Raw genomic sequence first — 18,764 nt, 5'->3', positions numbered from 1 at the left:
TCCGCAGCGGAAGCACACAGGGCGAGACCGATCACGAGGGCAACGTCGGCGAGCAGCCTGTCGGACGGGATGCTCCACGCCTCTGCGTGCTGGGCGAGCCTGCGCCGGCGGGCAGGATCGGTGACGTGGTGATCGACTAGGTGGCGAGCAAGCTCCAGGTGGCGCGCAAGGGCTACGTGACCGGTACCTCGGGCGGCCCCTTCCTGATCAAGATGGGCAACGGCCTGGGACTGGCCGGCGTCACCGGAGGGTGGATGACCGGAGGCCACTCCCCGGACACCTCCTACAGCTCCTACTTCGGAGACGACGTCAAGCGGGTCTTCGACGCCGCAGTTGCGGGGAAGCAGCCCGACTCCAGGCCCGGGTCCGCTCTCCCGCCCGGGGAGACCTGGCGGGACTACGCCCGCGGCATCGCCTCCGGCTACTTCACCGGCGGTGGCGACAACTCCCGTGACCGTATGGACATGCTCGTCTGGTGGAAGGACGGCGAAGTGAGCCTGTACCGGGGTGCGAACCCGGAGAAGGGCTACTTCGACAAGGAGATCCAGGTCCAGGCGCCGAACGACATCTGGCATGACTACGCACTCGAAATCACGGCCGGGGGGACTTTACCGGAAACAGCAAATCGGATGTGGTCGTCCGCTGGAAGGACGGCGAGGTGTCGCTGTACCCGTCCGTGGACGAGAACGGATTCCACGGCGAAATTCAGATCCTCGCACCCAATGACGACTGGAAGAACTACGCGCAACAGATGACCACGGGCCGGTTCTCCGGAAACGCCCGCCAGGACGACATCGTCATCCGGTGGAAGGACGGCGAGGTCAGCCAGTTCACCGATGTCTCCGAGCGGGGCATGGGAACGGAAACCCAGGCCATAGCCCCGAACGACACCTGGATACACGCGGACGAGATCGCCTCGGGTGACTACACCGGAAACGACAACTGGGACCTCATCATCCGCTGGAGTGACGGCGAACTCACCAACTACCAGGACTTCACCGGGAACGTGGGCGCCGTCAAGGAGAACCAGCTCGTCGCCCCCAACGAAACCTGGAACCACGCCACCATCCTTTCCGGCGGCGACTATTCGGACAACCCATGGCCAGACGACACGGTCGTCCGTGTGTTACCTCATCCCCGCCACCCGACTCGCCCCCAGGCAGGGTCTCCGCACTCGGCCCCCGGCGCCGCCCTCCCTCGTGGGGCGCCGCCGGGGCCGACCGGCCTACTCCTCGGAGGCGTTCGGGTCGCGTAGCGCCCGCAGCGAGTCGTCGCTGCGGGAGCGGCCGATCGGGTACCGCCGCTCCCCGATCCCGGAGGAGGACCGTGGTCACCGTGGCCGTCGCCGCGGCCGTCGTGGGTGGGATGATCGGCGGCATCGCGGCGCTCGCCACGGGCGAGGGCGGATTCGGCCCGCGCGGCTCGGCTCAGGCAGCGTCCTCCACGCCGACCGTCACGGCGACGCGGCCAGCACCGAGCAGCGGTACGGGCCGGGCCGGGAGTACCGCGAGTCAGGCCGCGCCGGAGAAGAAGACCGATCCGGGGGAGGCGACCATCGCCACATGGAAGCAGTCCCGCCCCGCCCGGCAACTTCCGCACCAACACGACCTGCACCACGTCCGTCACCCAGCGCACCACCGACTGGCGACCCGATCAGGGCGGTCTGGCAAGGGCCCAAATCCCGAGCACCGACCGCGAAGAGGTCCGCGTCGCCACCGACGCCGTCGACATCATCCTCGCGCAGTGGACGGACAACTCCCTTGGCCACCAGAACACGAGCGCCGGATACGACCGCGCGGGTCGCGCGCTGTACGTGTGGGTGAGGAAGCCCGACTGGGACGAGACCACCCGTGAGGACTGGGCCCGCATCGCCGCTTCCGCCGCCTGCCGAAGTCTCCGCACCCAAGCCGCCCGCGCGGCGAACTGGCCCTATGTCAAGTGGGCCACCGTCATCACCGCCGAAGACGGCACGGCACGGGAGTTCATGGCCTCGGGAACCCTCACGGACTGCGCTTCCTGATCACCGACCGCCTTGATACGGGCTCGGTCGTGCACGTCGGGACGGGCCTTCCCACTATTCGGGATCATCTCCCCTGATCAGGAGGACTGAAGTACGGTCATACCTGTCCATCACAGTCTTGGTCGCCTCCTGAGCTCAGCTGGTTCCGTGTTCGCTCAGTGCTGCCCCGGTCACCGATGCGAGCCCCATGCCTTACGAGCCGGATGCCGACTGGCAGTACGACGTCCCCACCAGCGGCAGCAAGCGGCTCCCGCCCGACTCCGGGTATGCCGAAGCCCTCCGGAACCAGGGGTACGGATTCGAGGTCGCCGTCGCCGACCTCATCGACAATTCCCTGGACGCGCAGGCGAGTCAGATCGTCGTCCACTTCCTCCGCGATGACGACCGGCTCCTCAACCTGCTCATCGTCGACAACGGGCAAGGCTTGAACGACTCCGGCCTCGATGCCGCCATGACCGTCGGCCGCCGCCGCGCGTACGGCGACAACGCCCTGGGCATGTACGGGACCGGCCTCAAGGCAGCGTCGCTCTCGCACGCCGACGCACTCACCCTTGTCAGCAAGACCAAGACCAGCCGCGCCGCGGGACGCCAACTGACCTCCTCGTCCCTCGCCGACGACTACCGGTGTGACACCGTCGCCCCCGACTACGCCCAGTCCCTCCTCGACCGTTACGACGGAATCATCGAGTGGCAGGGCACGGTCGTGCGGTGGGACCGGGTCAGGACCTTCGAGACAGTGGAGGTCAGTCAGACCGACCGCTTCCTCTCCGACGCGGTCCAGAGGTTGGAGACACACCTCGGCCTCTACCTCCACCGATTCCTGGAGAGCGGCAGCGTCCGGATCGACATCGCCGTGGAGAACGTGCACACCCGGGAGCTCCTCGACAGCGTCGAGGTCGAGCCGCTCGACCCCTTCAACTACAAGGTTCCCGGCAAGGCCGGCTATCCCCGTACCTTCACCGCACCGGTCGAGGGCGTCGGCGACGTGGAGCTGACGGCCCACATCTGGCAGCCCAAGTCCCCGCGCGCGGAGTACAAGCTCATCGGCCCCTTGGCGGAGCGTCAGGGTTTCTACTTCTACCGCAACGACCGCTTGGTCCAGGCCGGGGGGTGGAACGGCCAACGGGGTGCGGCCGAGAGCCACCTCAACCTCGCCCGCATCGCCATAGATCTCCCCCCGAGGCCGAATCAGGTCTTCAGCCTCACCGTGAAGAAGGAAGGCATCAACGCGACGCAGGCCTTCGCCCGAGGAGTTGAGAAGGCGGTCGACGCGAAGGGTCGGACCTTCCGCAGCTTCCTCGAAGACGCCCAGGCCGTGTACCGCGAAGGAGCCTCGCGCACCGAGGTCAAGCGCAGGGCCGTCATTCTCCCCGGCAAGGGCCTCTCCCCGAGCGTCAAGCGAGTCATTCAGGAAGAGCTGCCGGAGAAGCCGGGCGAGGACCCGATCGCCTTCTCCTGGGTCGCACTCCCCGAGGACCGCTTCTTCGACCTGGACCGCGAGAACCGCGTGATCCTGCTCAACAGGAGCCACCGCGACACCTTCGCCACGGGCCAACGCAGCGGCTCCAACGACGCACCGGTCGTCAAAAGCCTTCTCTACCTGATGGTCGAGGAGTTGTTCAGCTTCACCCGGTGGGAGAAGAAGCGGAGCGACCAGCTCGACTACTGGAACGTGATCCTGCTCGCCGCCGTGAACGCCCAACGTGATCGCTTCACCCACTGAAGGACAGCGCATCGTGACCGATTCACTGCTGGAAATCCACACCGCTGTCCTGGGCGGAATGACCCGTGGACCGAAGCCGTTCGCTTCCCGGGCCGAGACCGAGGCGGAGGACTTTCCCTCCGTCGATCTCACGGACACTCGCTTCAGCATCCGCCTCGCGGACGAGGCGGATGCCCTCACCGCCCTTTGGCAACGCAAGCTGACCTCCTGGGACTTCGAGGTGCACGCCCAATGGGCCACCGCGCCTCCTCGTACCGACGAACGCCGCGCGGAGATATACAGCCGCCTCGGCTTCGAGGACCCGGTGCGCGAGGCTCTCTCCAACGCCGCCGTGGTCTCCAAGGGCCCCGGACACACCACCATCACCGCGGACTTCACCCCCTGGTACACCAGGGAGCGTGCCGCGGCGCGAGCCTTCTACTGGCCGGCCTACGAGAAGCGACTGCGCGCCAAGGGCTGGAGCAGCGAGGCGATCTCCGGCCTGGACGAGGCCAGCCGGGCAGTCGTGGAGCGCCTCACGGACCCGGAGCAGGTGGCCCGCCGGCAGGCGCGCGGCTTGGTCGTCGGCTACGTCCAGTCCGGCAAGACGGCCAACTTCACCGGTGTCACCGCCAAGGCCATCGACGCCGGCTACCGCCTGGTCATCATCCTCGGCGGCACCCTCAATCTCCTGCGCAAGCAGACCCAGCGCCGTCTCGACATGGAGCTCATCGGCCAGGAGAACATCCTGGGCAGCGCCGACCCTGAGGACCTCGATTCGCTGGTCGGAATCGACTACATCGGCGACGACGAGGAGTGGCCTCAGTTCGTCTCGCACGGTGGACGCCCTTCCGACCTCCACGCCTTCGACATCGAACGCCTCACCACCCGTGACCGGGACTACCAGAGCCTCCTCCAAGGCATCCGTGGCATCGAGTTCAAGAAGCGCGAGCACGGCCTTCCGCTGTACGACCCGCGCAACCTCCACCACGCGGACGCCCGCGTCATGGTCGTCAAGAAGAACAAATCCATCCTCGACAAACTGATCAAGGACCTCAGGCAGGTCAAGAGCCTCCTCGGTGAACTGCCCGTACTGATCATCGATGACGAGTCCGATCAGGCATCGGTCAACACCTCCAATCCGAGCAAGTGGGAATCGGACCGGCCCAAGCGAACGGCCATCAACTCCCGCATCGGACAGCTGCTTTCGCTGCTCCCGCGCTCCCAGTACGTCGGATACACGGCGACCCCGTTCGCCAACGTCTTCATCGACCCGAGTGACAGCGAGGACATCTTCCCCAAGGACTTCCTGATCTCGCTGCCGCGTCCCGAGGGGTACATGGGAGTCCAGGACTTCCACGACCTGGACTCCCCCATCCCGCCGGACGAACGTACGTATGCCAACTCGCGCGCCAAGGCCCATGTCCGCGGTATCTATTCGCCGGACGAGATCGACGACGCGTCCATGCAGGCGGCCATGGACACCTTCGTCCTGACCGGTGCGATGAAGCTGTACCGCGCGGCTCACGAAGTCCCCGACGGCCCGTATCGCCACCACACCATGTTGGTCCACGAGTCGGTGCGCAAGGACGACCACGCCGAGCTCGCCGAGCGCCTCAAGACCATGTGGTTCCAGTCCGGTTACACCACGAGCTCCCATGGACACGCGCGCCTAGCGGACCTCTTCCAGAACGATGTCCTCCCGGTCGCTCGGGCCCGCGCCGCCGAACTTCCGGCCCCTTCCTCGTACGACGAGCTCCGCCCGTACGTGATCCAGGCCTGCGGCCTGATCCGCAAGGGTGGCAATCCCGTCGTCATCGTGAATGGCGACAGCGACAAGTTCTTCGACCAGCTCGATCTCGACTTCGACCGCCAGCCACACGTCTGGAAGATCCTCGTCGGCGGGACCAAGCTCTCTCGCGGCTTCACCGTCGAGGGCCTCACGGTCACTTACTACCGCCGCACCACCCAGCAGGCGGACACCCTCATGCAGATGGGCCGTTGGTTCGGATTCCGCCCCGGGTACCAGGACCTCGTCCGCCTGTACATCAGCCGCGCGGAGAAGCTCACGAAGGCGAGCAAGTCCACGGTGGACCTCTACGAGGCGTTCGAGGCCATCTGTCTCGACGAGGAGACCTTCCGCGAGCAGCTCGCCCAGTACGCCGAACTCGGGGAGGACGGACAGCCGCTCGTCACTCCCCAGCAGATCCCGCCGCTCGTCTCCCAACACCTGCCCTGGCTCAAGCCCAGCAGCCGAACGAAGATGTACAACGCCCAGATCGAGGAGATCGCCAGGCCGGGGCAGATCATCGAGCCTACGGCTCACCCGACGAACCGGACCGATCTCGCGCACAACACCGAACTGTGGCTTCCGCTGCTCCGGGGCCTGTCGCCTGAGCCGGTGACCTTCACGACCTTCGACGATCGGCGGGACAAGGCGTACCGCCTCACCGCGCTGACGACATCGGTCTCCCATCCCGAACTCATGCGGGTGCTCGAGAACCTTCGTTGGTGGAATACCGCCCCGTTCCTGCCCCATCTGCGCTTCCTCCGCGAGATCGCCAAGAATCCCCACCTGATCGACGACTGGTTGTTGATCACCCCTCACTACCCGGACGCCCACCGCGGTACGTCGGCGAGTGTGGGCGGCTCGGTTCCCCTGGCCCTTTCGAAGCGCACACGCCGTCGCGTCCAGATCTTCGGTTACATCAGCGACGCGAAGCACCGTGATGCGGCCCGCCGCATCGCCGGCGCCCTCCCTCCGACCTCGGACCCCGTGACGGAGGAGTTCTCCCGAGAGCGCCGAGGAGCGATCCTCCTCTATCCGGTCATCGAGGACGAGCCGTCCGACGTCGTACGGAACGGAGAAGTGGCACCCGAGCACGTCGCGATGGTCTTCTCCCTCGTGGCACCGGCCTCCGCGGCGGGTGCTGGACGATCCCCCATCACCTTCAGCCCCATCGACAAGAGCCGGTCCGACTCCCTCATCATCGACACGACCGCCTGACAGCGGGGCAGTCTGCCGTCGCCGCGTCGGGGGCGACGGCGATGCGCGCCTCGGACGCAGCTCCGCGAGGGGTTCGCCAGACCGATCGTTGAGCGCCTTCCTGGGCCCGATGTTCTTCTCGGGGGTGCTGGTGCGGCCGGTCCGGTCACCCGTTCGGCCGTACGTGAGCCCGCGGCCCGGTCCGGTCCGGGCGGGCCCGGCCCCGAATGGTCGGGGCGGTGGCGGCAGGGCACCGTGGACACATGGCTGCATCTGCCCGGACGGGTTCCGCGACCGGCTCCGAGGGCTCGCGCGTGCGCCACCTCGGCCCGAACTGGTACGCCGCCGTGATGGGCACCGCGATCGTCGCCAACGCCGGCGTGGCCCTCCCCTGGCACGTCCCGGGGCTGCGCACGGCCTGCGCCGTGGTCTGGGCCCTGTCCGCGGTGATGCTGGCGGTGCTGCTCCTCACCCGGACGGCCCACTGGGCCCGCCACGGCGACCAGGCGCGCGCCCATCTGCTCGACCCGACGATGGCCCCGTTCTACGGATGCCTCTCCATGGCGCTCCTGGCGGTGGGCGGCGGCACGATGCTGGTCGGGAAGGACTGGATCGGCCTGGGCCCGGCCGTCGCCGTGGACACGGTGCTGTTCGCCGCCGGGACGGCGGTCGGGCTGCTCGTCGCGGCCGCCATCCCCTTCCTGATGGCGGCGCGCCACGAGCTGAAGCCGGGCAGTGCCTCACCCGTGTGGATCCTGCCCGTGGTCGCGCCCATGGTCTCCGCCGCGCTCGGACCGCTGCTGGTCCCGCACCTGCCGGCGGGCCAGTGGCAGCAGGCGCTGCTCCTGGGCTGCTACGCGATGTTCGGCCTGAGCCTGCTCGCGACGATGTTCCTGCTCCCCATCGTCTTCGCCCGGCTGCTGGCGGGCCCGCGGCTGCCGCTCGCCCTGACGCCGACGCTCTTCCTGGTGCTCGGCCCGCTGGGGCAGTCCACGACGGCGGTGAACAACTTCGCCGACATCGCGCCGCGCGTGCTCCGGGCCCCCTACGCCGAGGGCTTCAGGATGCTCGCGGTGCTCTACGGGGTGCCGACGATGGGGTTCGCACTGCTCTGGTTCGCGCTGGCGTGTGCGGTGGTCCTGCGCGCCCGCCGGCAGGGCATGGGGTTCTCGATGACCTGGTGGGCGCTGACCTTCCCCGTCGGCACCTGCGTCACCGGCGCGGAGGGGCTGGCGCGGCACACCGGGCTGACCGCCTGCGCGTGGCTGGCCGGCGGGCTGTACGTGTTCCTCGTACTGGCCTGGCTGACGGCCGGGTTCCACACGCTGCGCGGACTGTTCGCCGGCACCCTCGTCCCCCCGGCGTCCGTTCCCTAGGCGGTCCCGTCCGGATCCTGCCGATCACACTGGGCCCGTGACGTGGACCCGGTTTGGTAGGCGCGGGGAATCTCAATACGATCCGGCGATGATCACTAGAAGATGGGTGGCGGCCGGTGCCTGCGGCCTGCTCGTCACCCTGGCTGCCGGGTTGTTCCCGGCAGGTGCCGCCGCCGGTGAGCCGGTGGCGAAGGAAGCGCCCAAGGTCGAGTTGGTGCTGGACGTCAGCGGCTCGATGCGTGCCACGGACATTGACGGGCAGTCACGGATGTCCGCCGCGAAACAGGCGTTCAACGAGGTACTGGACGCCGTGCCCGACGAGGTGCGCCTCGGGATACGCACCCTCGGCGCCAACTACCCGGGCCAGGACAAGAACCTGGGCTGCAAGGACACCAAGCAGCTCTACCCGGTCGGCCCCCTGAACCGGACCGAGGCCAAGACGGCGGTGGCCACGCTGGCCCCCACCGGATGGACGCCCATCGGGCCGGCGCTGCTCGGGGCCGCCGACGACCTCAAGGGCGGGGACGCCACCCGGCGGATCGTCCTCATCACCGACGGCGAGGACACGTGTGCGCCGCTCGATCCGTGCGAAGTCGCCCGGGACATCGCCGCCCAGGGGATCCACCTGGTCATCGACACGCTCGGGCTCGTCCCCGACGCCAAGACCCGCAGCCAGCTGATCTGCATCGCCGAGGCCACGGGCGGCACTTACACCTCCGTGCAGCACACCGCCGAGCTCTCGGGCAGAGTACGGCAATTGGTGGACCGGGCAGCCACTCCGGTGGTCAACCCGGTGGCCACCGAGGGGGCCAAGCAGTGCGCGGGAGCACCGGAGTTGAAGCCCGGGCTCTACAGCGACCGCGAGAGCTTCGCGGAGCACCGCTGGTACCGGGTCTCCGTGTCGCCCGGACAGGAGCTGCGCGCCTCGGTGAGCATCGGGGCCGACCGCGCGGTGAACAACGACTACGGCATCCTGCTGCGCGCCACGACGCAGAGCGGGCGGGAGATCGTACGCGGCCAGGAGGCCGGTGACGGGCGAACCGATCTGATCTCGTCCGGGCTGCGCTATCCCAAGGCCGGGAGCGGGGACGACGAGGAGCCGGCGGAGATCGTCTGCCTGCAGGTCAGCAACTCCTTCTCGGCACCCGCCTCCGTCAAGACCACCCCGGGCATGCCCCTGGAACTGACCATCGACGTGGTGGACGGCCCGGACCGGGCCACCGACGTGGCCGCCTTCGGCCTCGGACGCGGCTGGTGGCTGCTCGGCGTGCTGGTGCTCACCGGTTTCCTGGCCGGTCTGGTGTGGGGCTGGGTCTCCCGCTGGCGTATCGCGGTCTGGAGGACCAACTGATGAGTGCCCTGAGACGTGAACGACACTCCGTACGGAGCCTGCTGACCGCCGCCCTGCTCGTGGGCGGTGGCCTGCTCGGGGTGGCGGCCTCGCCGTCACCGAGCCCGAGCGGCGGCGCGAGCGCCGGCGCGGAGGGTCCGACCGAGGCCGGCACGGCCTTCCGTACCGCCACGCCGGTCCAGTTGGGTCAGGGGGCCACGGCCGACGCCTCCACCGGCGACTATCTCTACTGGGTGCTCCCCCTGGACTCGGGGCAGCGGGCCACCGTCCGGGCGTCGGTCACCCTGCCCGCCGCGACCGGCCGCCACTCCTCCTCCACGTGGCAGCTCGACGTGTACGACGGGCTGCGCCGCCGCCAGCCCTGCATGTACGGCACACAGACCGGTACGGCCGCCAAGGACGCCGCGACCGTCGACCTGTCCTGCACCCTGCGGCCGGTCCGTTCGGGCGCCGACCAGTGGGCCGGCGACCCGCTGCCGGGCGCCTACTACATCCGGCTGACGGTCACCGATCTCGCGCAGGAGGACCTCGGTCAGCCGGTACGCGCACGGCTGCGGGCCGAGTCCACGGACGTCGGCGGCGCGTACGCGGCCGACGACGCCCTCGCCGTACCGCTCGTCCCCGGCGCCGGCACGGCGTCCGGCATCGCACCGGCCGACGGCTGGTCCGGTACCTGGTGGTCCGACCGCTGGCTCTGGACGGCGGCCGGCGGGCTGCTCGCCGCGCTCGCGGGCATCGGCGGCCACCGCCTGACCCGCGGCGCGGGACGCCCGGTGCGGGTACCGCCCACCGCCTGACGCCGGCTACCGGGTGCGGGGCCGGCCGGCCCCGCACCCCAGTCCGCTCCTCCTGCTCCGGCAGCGGCTGAGCAGGAGGAGTCACAGCCTGGTCGTGGCGCCGCCCCCGGCGCCGCCCAGCCGGAACGTCGCCGCGCCCGAGGACGGCAGCAGCGGCAGCCACGCACCGGGGAGCCCCGCGGGATCGGTGAAGGTCGTGTCGGTGAACTCTCCGTAGTCCGCGAAGTCGACCTCGGCGAAGGTCGCCCGGTCCGCGAAGACCGTGCCCTGGAAGACCGCCGGAGCCCCGAAGGTGGCGTGGTCGAAGGAGGCCCGGCCCTCGAAGCGGACCTCGTCGAACATCACCGGGCGGCCCCACAGGGTGTTGGTGAAGGAAGCCGACCGGAGGAAGGCGGCGCGGTCCCACACAGCCGGGCCGTGGAAGACCGTGTACGCGAAGTCGGCCGTCCCCCGCACCCTCATCCCGCTCATGAGCGTCCGGTGCGACAGCAGGGCCCAGGTCATGGCGAGGTCCTGGACGAACAGTGCGTCCGCGAAGTCCGCGTTGCCGCCGAAGTCCACCATGGTGAACCGGGCTTCGCGGTCGAAGGTGCTCCCGTCGAAGGCGCCGCCGCGGCGGAACACGGTCCGCCCGAAGGAGGCCGTCCCCCTGAAGTGGGAGGTCGCGAAACCGGCCCGGTCGTCGAAGACGGCCCGGTCGAAGGAGACGCGCTCCTCGAACTCGGCTCCCACCGTGCTCCATTCGTCGACGAAATGAGCCCGGTCGAAGGCCGCCACCCCCATCCGCACGTGCCCGGTCTGCCGGTCGCGCAGATAGCGCAGCACGCGTTCGAGCAGGCCGTCGGCGAAGGTGGTGCCCCGCAGGTCCACGTCCCGGCCCGGCCGCAGGTTCCGTAGGTACTCGTCCTGTTCCGACCGCGTCGCATGGGCCAGGCAGCGGCCCCGGCGCGGCAGCCGGATGCCGATGCACCCGGTCGGGTCCGCCTCCGTGGCCCCGTACCCGCAGGGTGTCCAGTCGACGGCCGGGTCCTCGGTCATCAGGTCGGCGCCGATCAGTACCCGGGCCATCTCGACGGGGCCGTTCAGACAGATCCACCCCGCCGGACCGCGTGCGGCGCCGGTGCCCGGGCCGGCCGTCGCGTCGGTCCTCTGGCCGGCCGTCGCCAACGGCTCCCCGGGCCCCTCCGGCTCCGGCTCCGGGCCCAGCCGCACGTCCACCTGCAGATCGAGCCCCTCCACCCCGCCGAGCGACTCGCCCGCCACCACCACGACGGCTCCCCGCGCGCCGGACCGGTCCATCCGCCCGACGACCTCCGGGTGACCCACGAGCCGTCCGGCCTCGTCCGCCGCCGGGCCGTGCACCCCTTCCCCGTCGACCGTGAACGCACCCCTGGCCAGGGCCACCGCCAGGGCGACCTCCCACTCGCCGGAGCCCGCCCGCAGCCGGGACAGGGCCGCGGGCAGCGCCGACAGCAGCAGCCCCGCCTTCCCGAGCGCGCCCGGATCCGCCACCACCACGGTGTGCAGGCCCTTCTCGCCGGGGGCCACCACCCCGCTCACCCCGGAGTCCGCCATCGCCTCCATGAGGAGCTCGTCGACCGCCTGCCCCACGCCCCTGCCCCGCGGCCCCAGGAACACCCGGGGCCGTACCGCCAGGCAGACCCCGGTCTCCTCGTTCCCCCCGCGTGCGTGTGCGGCCATGACCTCCCGGAATCCGGCCTGTTCGCGTAGCGCCTGTCCCGTCAGGAACACCATCCGGTCCGTCATCACCGTGTGCACGATGCCGGCGAGCCGTCCGTCGCGGGAGACCGGGGATCCCGCGAAGTGGGTCCAGACCTCCGGTTCGGCGGAGAGCTGGACGAGCTCCCCGTTGCGCTCCCCCTCGTACGGGAGGACCTCGCCGGTCAGCGCCGTCGGCACGCCCTGATCGCTCGAACCGTCCACGACGAGGCGCTCCCCCGGTGCGGCGAACCCTTCGGCCCAGACCGGCGCCGTCCAGGCCGCCGGGTCCACGAGGTCCACCTCGGACACCAGCAGGAGCGCCTGGGGCACCGCCCCGTCCCCCCACGCGGGGTAGCAGAGGTGCTCCTGGTCCTCGACGCGGACCCAGGCGAGCGTGTTCGTGCGCGTGGTCTGTGCCGCTTCACCGACCGTCAGGACCAGCCGGGGCGACAGCAGTACGCCGACCGCCTGCGGCTCCCCCTGGGGTTCGAAGCGGACCCGCACCACCAGGTCGGCCAGCCCCGGCAGCGGCCCGGCCGCCGCCGCGAACGGCATCGCGTCGGGAGGCAGTTCGCGGCGGCCCTCACCCCGGGGCGTGAGACGGATCGCGGTGAAGTCCCGTCCGGTGCCGCGGTGACGCGCCATGTACTCCCACACGCGTCGGCGCACCAGCTCCCGTACGGCGGCCACGTCTCCGCGCAGCTGCGAGCCGAGCAGGGCCTCGCGCACGCCCGGAAGGAACTCGAACTGTGCGTGCTCCGCGTCCTGTTCACCGTCCCAGCTCTCGAACAGGCCGCCCAGGGCCACCTCCGCGAGATGGCTGTGCTCGGACTCCCGCAGCAGGGACCTGCGTACGAGGGTCATCACGGGCAGCGTGAGCGGTACGGCCGCCAGGTGGCCGGCCAGGCGCTGGGCGGTCGGGGAGGCGCCCGCGCGGAAGCGTTCGACCACCTCCAGCGGATCCGGGAAGGGCTTCGGGGTCTCCGGCGTGGCGTACGCCGCTTCGCGCGCCGGCTCCGCGTCCAGGCGCAGGCAGGCCAGGCGCCGCCAGCGGCCGTCGCCGGACACCACGCGCACCAGGCGGGCCAGGCTCCCCGAGGCCAGGCCGACGACCGGGATCACCGCCCCGCCCCCGCGCGCCCGCCGGACCATCGGGACCCGCTGCCAGGACCGGGTGGCGGCCGCGGGACGGTCCGCGCGGACGGCGAAGGGAACCGGCCGGACCGCGCCGCGCGTCCAGAGCCGTTCGGGCAGGACGTTCAGTACTGCCACGGCGTTGTGCGCCGACCACTGCCGGAGCACCGCGCGCAGGGGTGCTTCGCGCCAGCCGCCGGCCACCGTGTCGGAGAGGACCAGGATCAGCCGGCGGCCCGCCGGGTCGGCCAGCTCCAGGGGATTGCGGGGCGCGGCGTCCCGGCCCTGGGTGATCATCGGGGTGGAGCCGGGGCCGGTGCCGGTGAGCCGCCAGGTCCGCACGTCCCGGAAGACCCCGCTGCGGGTGAGGACCCCGCGCACCTCCTCCACCAGGTCGGCCCAGAGCAGCATCGAGTGGTGCGCGTCGACGACCAGGGCCACGTCCAGCCAGCGGGTCTCGGCGGGGCGCAGGACCGGGGTGAGCACCATCCGCTCGATGCTGCGTTCCACGGTGAGCTGTTCGTCCAGCTCCTCCCCGGGGCCGCCGATGTTGCGGCGGCCGATCGGGCGCAGGGCGCGCATCAGCGCGAGCGGGTCGTCGAGCGAGGCGGCCCGCGGCAGCCGCAGGGGGGTGCCCCGGCGCCGGGCCGGCGGGGCCCCGGCCGCGTCCGCGGCGGCCCGGCCGGAACGGTCGCCGCCGTCGGCCCGGTCCGGCCGTCCGGCGGGGGCCTGTCCGGGCGCCGGGAAGTACTGGACGCCCGACTGCGCACCGGCCCGGCCGGCCCGGTCGCCGCCCGGTGATTCCGGTGCCGGGGCGGCCGGTTCGGTGCCATGCGGCGGCTCCGGTGCGGTCGGGGACGCCCCGGCGGGCTCCAGGCGGTGCTCGCGCCCGGCGTCCACGCGGGTCGCGAGCCACAGGATGTCGGCGATCTCCTCCGCCCCCACTCCGGAGGGCGGACCGCCGTCCTCGCCGCCCTCGGCCAGGGCGGCGAGGAGCCTCTCGATCATGCGGAGGGCCCGGTGAGGTGGTGCATGACGGTGGCGAGGAAGCGGTCGCGGTCCCCGGGGGCGGACCATGCGCCGGCCAGGCGGAGCTGGATGGCGTTGAGGAGCTGGTCGGTGGCGAGGTCCCCGTCCTCGGCGCGTTCGAGGAAGCTCTGGACGAGCTCGCGGTACTCGTCGCTGTTCTCGATGTCCACGCCGAGCCGGCCGCGCACGATGCGGGCGAGCTTGTCGGGGCCGGGCGGGTCCAGGTGGAGGCGGACACAGCGACGCAGGAAGGCCGGCGGGAAATCGCGTTCGCCGTTGCTGGTGAGGACGACGATGGGGAAGTACCGGCACTGGATGCGGCCTTGGGAGATCCGGACGACGGAGTCCGTGTCGTCCTCGGTGCCGATGGCGACGGTGGGGGCCTCCTTGGCGAGCCGGGCCAGTTCGGGGATGGCGAAGCCGCCGTCCTCGAACACGGTGAGGAGGTCGCCGGGGAGGTCGATGTCGCTCTTGTCGATCTCGTCGACGAGCAGCACGCGCGGGCGGTCCTGGGGCAGGAGCGCCGTGCCGAGCGGGCCCAGGCGCAGGTAGCGGGCGATGGACGGGCCCTCGCCGGCGGGGGCGGCCGCCCCCGGGAGCGCGGCCCCGCCGTGCGTGCCCGGGGTGCGCAGCTGCTCCAACCCCGCTTCCTGGAGCCGGCCGATCGCGTCGTACAGGTAGAGGCCGTCGCGCAGGACGGTGCGGCTGGTGACCGGCCAGTGCAGTACGGGGCCCAGGTCCAGGTCCGCGGCGATGCTGTAGGCGAGCGTGGACTTGCCGACGCCGGGTTTTCCGGTGATCAGCAGTGGCCTGCGCAGGTGCAGCGCCGTGTTGACCACGTCCTTCTCCGGCTCGTCGGGTACGTAGCCCTCGCCGCGCCGCCAGGTGCGTTCCCAGGCGGGCCCCTCACGGCCGGGAGGGGTGTACCCCGGGTCGGGGGCGCCCTCGAAATCACGCCAGGGCGGGGGCGGTCCGGCCTCCAACCTGGTCCTGCGCTCGGCGGCCCCGCCGGTCCCGTGGTACAGCCACCAGTCCTTCACCACTGCCTCTGCCTCCATCGTCGGTGTCACGGCCTGTCGCCGCGCTCGGTCGTCGGGATCGGGATCGGGATGGACGTCGGGACGGGTATCGGGATGAGTCTCGGGGCGGGGGTCGGGACCGGTGCTCGCAAGTGGTGTCCGGGGAGCGGGTTCAAGCCAGGGACCGGAGGGTGAGGGTGTCGTCGGGATCGTCCCACAAGAGAACCAACCGGTCTCCCCCCAAAGCCTGTTGACGATTGCCGTCGGGGGCGCCCGCGGCCGCGACGGCGGCCGCCCGGCGCACCTCCCGCACCCGGGCGGGCAGCGCGAGCACGTCGAGTGCGCCGGGGTCGGGCCGCCCGTCGTCGCCGGCCGGAGCGAGCAGATCAGCTGGTGCGAGCAGATCGGCAGGTGCGAGCGGCCCGCCCGGCCCTCCGGAGCCGCCCGGCCCGCCGGATCCGCCCCCCGCCGCGCCCCCGGCGGGCCGGCGCCAGACCGCCACCGGCACGCCGCCTTCCAGCACCGCCTCCACCACCGCTCCCGTCCGCGCACCGGGGCGCGTGTGTGCCAGTACGCACGCGGGCGCCGGCCCCGCGCCCAGCTCCATGCCGAGTCCGTCGTCCACCTCCGCGTCGACCACCACCCGGACCGCGTCGGCGTGCTGTCCGCCCTGGGCCCACAGCCAGCGCCATTTGCCGCGCCATTCGGCGCCGGTGTCCTCGCGTTCCTGCGGGCAGCGCACCACCACCTGGTAGAGCACCCCCAGTGCCCGGGTCCGCCCGCCCGGGCCGCGCGGTACGGGCCACTGGTCGAAGTCCAGGTCCAGCAGCTCGTACGGCACGTGGAACTCGATCCGCTCCACCGCGCCGGACGGCCGCCCGGACTCCGCCCCGGACTCCAGCAGGCGTCCCAGCGAGCCCAGTTGACGTACGAGCTCGGCGCGGACCGTGTCCAGCCGGACCGGCTCCGCCTCCGACTCCCAGATGTGCTCGGTGGTCTCCCGGCGCAGCCACATCCGGGCCAGGAAGCCCTCCTCCCCGCCCGGCGGCGACTCCAGTCGCACGTGCAGGGCCGTTCTGCGCGGCGGCGGGGGCGGGGGCGGCAGCGCGGGCAGGGCCAGGCGCTCCCGGGTGGCGCGCACCCAGTCGCGCAGCCGGGCCGCCCAGCGCTCGTCGCCCGCCGCGGCCCGTTCGCCGAGGAACCGTACGAAGGGCACCGCGAGCGGCATCCCGCCCGGGCCTCCGTGCCGCTCGTCGAGGTCCTGGACCACCTCCAGCAGGCTGTCGCCGGGCAGCCCGCCCTGGACGGGTGGTGCGCAGCCGGTGGCCTTGAAGGCCCACAGGTAGGCCTCGTAGGCGCATCGCGGCAGGTCGCGGTCCTCGAAGAGCTCTCCGAGTCCGTCCCAGGCGGCCTGGTCGAGGCGGACCGCGCGTGGCGGCAGCGACCCCGGCAGCTCGTCGTCGAGGAAGGAGCAGGCGTCCCAGTCACGGTCGACGACGAACTGCGGGAGTTGCCACCCCTCTCCGCGGTCGCGCAGGTCCCGGAAGGTGCGGTGGATGGAGCGGGCGGTGTCGGCGAGACCGGCGACGGCCTCGCGCACCGAGCGTTGGCCGAGTTCGCCGAGCAGCTCCTCGGTGAAGCGGCCCGCGCCGCGTTCGGCGTCGTTCTTCGCGGCCTCGCCCTCGCGGGAGGCGTAGAGCCGGAACTGCCGGCGCCCCGGGACGGCGTTGCCGCCGCCGTAGTTGATGGTGCCGAAGTTCCACCTGGCGTCGCGGGGGGCGTCGACCCGGCAGGCGTCCACCAGGGCCGCCTGGAGCGGGAAGCGGCGGTGCTTGACGAAGTCGGTGCGCCACCAGCGCAGGGCGGAGTCGAGGTTGAGGTGGCGGATCTGGCCGGGGTGGGCGTCGGCGCAGGGCAGCATCAGCTCACCGCCGGTCGGTTCCACGTAGCCGTGGCCGGCCCAGAAGATCAGCAGTAAATCGCCGTCGCATGCCGGGAGTTCGTTCAGCAGGACCGATTTGACGTTCTCCTCGGTCGCCGGCCGGTGCGTGGCGCGCAGGGCCGCCAGCCCCTCGGAGGCCGACCAGTCGAGCGTGTCCGGATCGTCGAGCGGGGACAGCAACAGCCGTACGTGACCCGGTGGCACCTCTCCGGGGCCGGTCAGCCAGTGGGCGAACCGCAGCGCGTCGCAGGCCGGTCCGCGCAGGTTCCAGCGGTGGCTGATGGCATAGCTCTCGACCCCGGCGACGAGCGCGAAGGTGCGCCGCGGCCCCAGGGTCGTGGGCAGCAGGCCGGAGGGACTCACCCGATCTCCGCTTCGGCCACCGCCTGTTCGATGCGCTCGTAGAGGGAGTCCTGTTTCCAGTAGGCGCTGTGGCACGCGGGGAAGGGCTGGCGGCTGCCGATCTCCTGGTCGCTGACGCGCGGATCGCCGGGGAAGACGGGCTCGGCGAGGTACGAGAGCACGTCCTGGCGGTCGTAGACGTTGAGCCAGTGCGGAAAGCCGTACGGGAGCCCGCTGCCCGGCGCCATCCCGGCCAGCGCGCCGAGTTCGTGGAGGAAGGGGGCCTGCGAGCCCACGGTGACGAGCAGTTCGACGCCGGGGACGGGCTCCCCGCGGGCGGCCCCGAGCGCGAGGAGGTCCACGAGGGCGATGCCGCCGAGGCTGTGGCCGATGAGTACGGTCGGACCCGGCTCGACGGTGATCCGCTCGTGCAGGAACGCGCGGAGTCCGGCGCCCCGGGCCTGGTAGCGCAGGATGTCGCCGAGGGCCGGGGTGGCGCCGACGGTGAGGGAGCCGCGCCAGGCGTTGAGCAGCGGCTGGGTGGTGACGCGCATCGCGAGGCGGCCGAGGACGGCGGCGGCGCGGGCGCCGGGGACCCGGGCCTCGCCGCCGAGCCGGGTGGTGAGCAGTTCGACGAGCCGGTCGCGTTCGGCTCCGGTGCAGTCGGCCTCGGCGCCGGCCGAGGCGAGTGCGGCGGCGGTCACGGCGCGGGCGAGGGCGAGGGCGAGTTCGCGGGCCTGTGGCTGTTCGGTGGCGCGGGCCCCGGCGCGGGCGGCCTCGGCGGAGCGGGCGACGGTTTCCAGGGCGGCGGGAAATCCGGCGGCGAGGCCGGTGCCGAGCAGCAGCGCGGCCTGTTCGCCGCCGTCGGGGACCCCGCGGACGCCGGCGAGCAGTTCCAGCACCCCCTCCCCGGCGGAGCGGACTCCGGGCATGGCGAAGCCGTCGTCGCCGTCGTCGGCCCCGGTGTCCCAGCCGGCTTCCGCCAGTACCCGCAGCTCGCACAGCGGGTCGGCGATCAGCAGCCCCCACTCGGCGGTCCCGTCGTCCTCCGGACCGCGGTCGCCGCCGCGGTCGCCGCCGGGGGTGCGCAGTCCGGGCACCGATCGGCCCTGGGCGCTGAGGGTGGCGCCGTACCGCTCGCCCCAGAAGCAGGAGTCGACCTCCGCGCCGGGGAACCGGGCGGTCAGCCGGTCCCGTACGAGCGCGAAGAGCGTGTCGTGCCGTTCGCGCCGCACCCCCGTGCCGTGCACAAACAGAAATCGCATCGTGGCTCCGCCCCCTCGCACACTCGTCCCCGCTCGGCACGATAGCGCCGGGCGGCGAACAGGGCCCGCGGAACGTCGA

12 protein-coding genes are annotated in these 18,764 nt (G+C 71.8%); 8 read left to right on the top strand and 4 right to left on the bottom strand.

What is annotated here, in order from left to right; translation table 11 throughout:
* Nucleotides 1-140: 140 nt before the first annotated feature.
* The 8 genes from OG389_RS29635 to OG389_RS29600 all read left to right on the top strand — a co-directional run bounded on the left by OG389_RS29635 (nucleotide 141) and on the right by OG389_RS29600 (nucleotide 10,232).
* The gene (locus OG389_RS29635) at nucleotides 141-755 is read left to right on the top strand and encodes a hypothetical protein (RefSeq protein ID WP_328301519.1); all 615 of its coding nucleotides are present in this window, start codon (nucleotides 141-143) and stop codon (nucleotides 753-755) included.
* Nucleotides 677-1,255 (top strand): hypothetical protein, encoded by a 579-nt coding sequence (locus tag OG389_RS29630; RefSeq protein WP_328301518.1) that lies wholly within the window; start codon nucleotides 677-679, stop codon nucleotides 1,253-1,255. The genes OG389_RS29635 and OG389_RS29630 overlap by 79 nt, the downstream gene beginning before the upstream one ends.
* A gap of 564 nt (nucleotides 1,256-1,819) precedes the next feature.
* Nucleotides 1,820-2,020: a hypothetical protein gene (locus OG389_RS29625; protein WP_328301517.1), complete on the top strand. Its 201-nt coding sequence runs from the start codon at nucleotides 1,820-1,822 to the stop codon at nucleotides 2,018-2,020.
* A 187-nt stretch (nucleotides 2,021-2,207) separates the two neighbouring features.
* On the top strand, nucleotides 2,208-3,743 hold the full coding sequence (locus tag OG389_RS29620; RefSeq protein WP_328301516.1) for an ATP-binding protein: 1,536 nt from the start codon (nucleotides 2,208-2,210) through the stop codon (nucleotides 3,741-3,743).
* Between the two features lie 13 nt (nucleotides 3,744-3,756).
* Nucleotides 3,757-6,729 (top strand): Z1 domain-containing protein, encoded by a 2,973-nt coding sequence (locus OG389_RS29615; protein WP_328301515.1) that lies wholly within the window; start codon nucleotides 3,757-3,759, stop codon nucleotides 6,727-6,729.
* Between the two features lie 242 nt (nucleotides 6,730-6,971).
* A complete protein-coding gene (locus OG389_RS29610) occupies nucleotides 6,972-8,084 on the top strand; it encodes a TDT family transporter (RefSeq protein ID WP_328301514.1) in 1,113 nt (370 codons plus the stop codon).
* Between the two features lie 88 nt (nucleotides 8,085-8,172).
* Nucleotides 8,173-9,435, top strand: coding sequence for a VWA domain-containing protein (locus tag OG389_RS29605; RefSeq protein ID WP_328301513.1), 1,263 nt, complete (start codon nucleotides 8,173-8,175; stop codon nucleotides 9,433-9,435).
* Nucleotides 9,435-10,232, top strand: coding sequence for a hypothetical protein (locus OG389_RS29600; protein WP_328301512.1), 798 nt, complete (start codon nucleotides 9,435-9,437; stop codon nucleotides 10,230-10,232). Before OG389_RS29605 ends, OG389_RS29600 begins: the two co-directional genes overlap by 1 nt.
* Nucleotides 10,233-10,313: 81 nt before the next feature.
* Here the strand turns inward: OG389_RS29600 and OG389_RS29595 are convergent, their stop codons facing one another.
* The 4 genes from OG389_RS29595 to OG389_RS29580 all read right to left on the bottom strand — a co-directional run bounded on the left by OG389_RS29595 (nucleotide 10,314) and on the right by OG389_RS29580 (nucleotide 18,685).
* Nucleotides 10,314-14,096 carry a pentapeptide repeat-containing protein gene (locus OG389_RS29595; RefSeq protein WP_328301511.1) on the bottom strand — a complete coding sequence of 1,261 codons (3,783 nt, stop codon included), beginning with the start codon at nucleotides 14,094-14,096 and terminating at the stop codon, nucleotides 10,314-10,316.
* A complete protein-coding gene (locus tag OG389_RS29590; RefSeq protein ID WP_328301510.1) occupies nucleotides 14,093-15,175 on the bottom strand; it encodes an AAA family ATPase in 1,083 nt (360 codons plus the stop codon). The genes OG389_RS29595 and OG389_RS29590 overlap by 4 nt, the downstream gene beginning before the upstream one ends.
* A gap of 133 nt (nucleotides 15,176-15,308) precedes the next feature.
* Entirely contained in the window at nucleotides 15,309-17,441 is a 2,133-nt protein-coding gene (locus tag OG389_RS29585; RefSeq protein WP_328301509.1) for a VMAP-C domain-containing protein, read from the bottom strand.
* Nucleotides 17,438-18,685 (bottom strand): hypothetical protein, encoded by a 1,248-nt coding sequence (locus tag OG389_RS29580; RefSeq protein ID WP_328301508.1) that lies wholly within the window; start codon nucleotides 18,683-18,685, stop codon nucleotides 17,438-17,440. The genes OG389_RS29585 and OG389_RS29580 overlap by 4 nt, the downstream gene beginning before the upstream one ends.
* Nucleotides 18,686-18,764: the final 79 nt, after the last annotated feature.

The organism is Streptomyces sp. NBC_00435, assembly GCF_036014235.1.
GTDB lineage: Bacteria > Actinomycetota > Actinomycetes > Streptomycetales > Streptomycetaceae > Streptomyces.
This window is presented reverse-complemented; position numbering and strand designations above follow the sequence as displayed.

Excerpts from the sequence above, each read along its gene's own strand:
- OG389_RS29620 (WP_328301516.1), top strand. The coding sequence starts at position 2,208 with ATGCCTTACGAGCCGGATGCCGACTGGCAGTACGACGTCCCCACCAGC.
- OG389_RS29610 (WP_328301514.1), top strand. The coding sequence starts at position 6,972 with ATGGCTGCATCTGCCCGGACGGGTTCCGCGACCGGCTCCGAGGGCTCG.
- OG389_RS29605 (WP_328301513.1), top strand. The coding sequence starts at position 8,173 with ATGATCACTAGAAGATGGGTGGCGGCCGGTGCCTGCGGCCTGCTCGTC.
- OG389_RS29600 (WP_328301512.1), top strand. The coding sequence starts at position 9,435 with ATGAGTGCCCTGAGACGTGAACGACACTCCGTACGGAGCCTGCTGACC.
- OG389_RS29595 (WP_328301511.1), bottom strand. The coding sequence starts at position 14,096 with ATGATCGAGAGGCTCCTCGCCGCCCTGGCCGAGGGCGGCGAGGACGGC.
- OG389_RS29590 (WP_328301510.1), bottom strand. The coding sequence starts at position 15,175 with ATGGAGGCAGAGGCAGTGGTGAAGGACTGGTGGCTGTACCACGGGACC.
- OG389_RS29580 (WP_328301508.1), bottom strand. The coding sequence starts at position 18,685 with ATGCGATTTCTGTTTGTGCACGGCACGGGGGTGCGGCGCGAACGGCAC.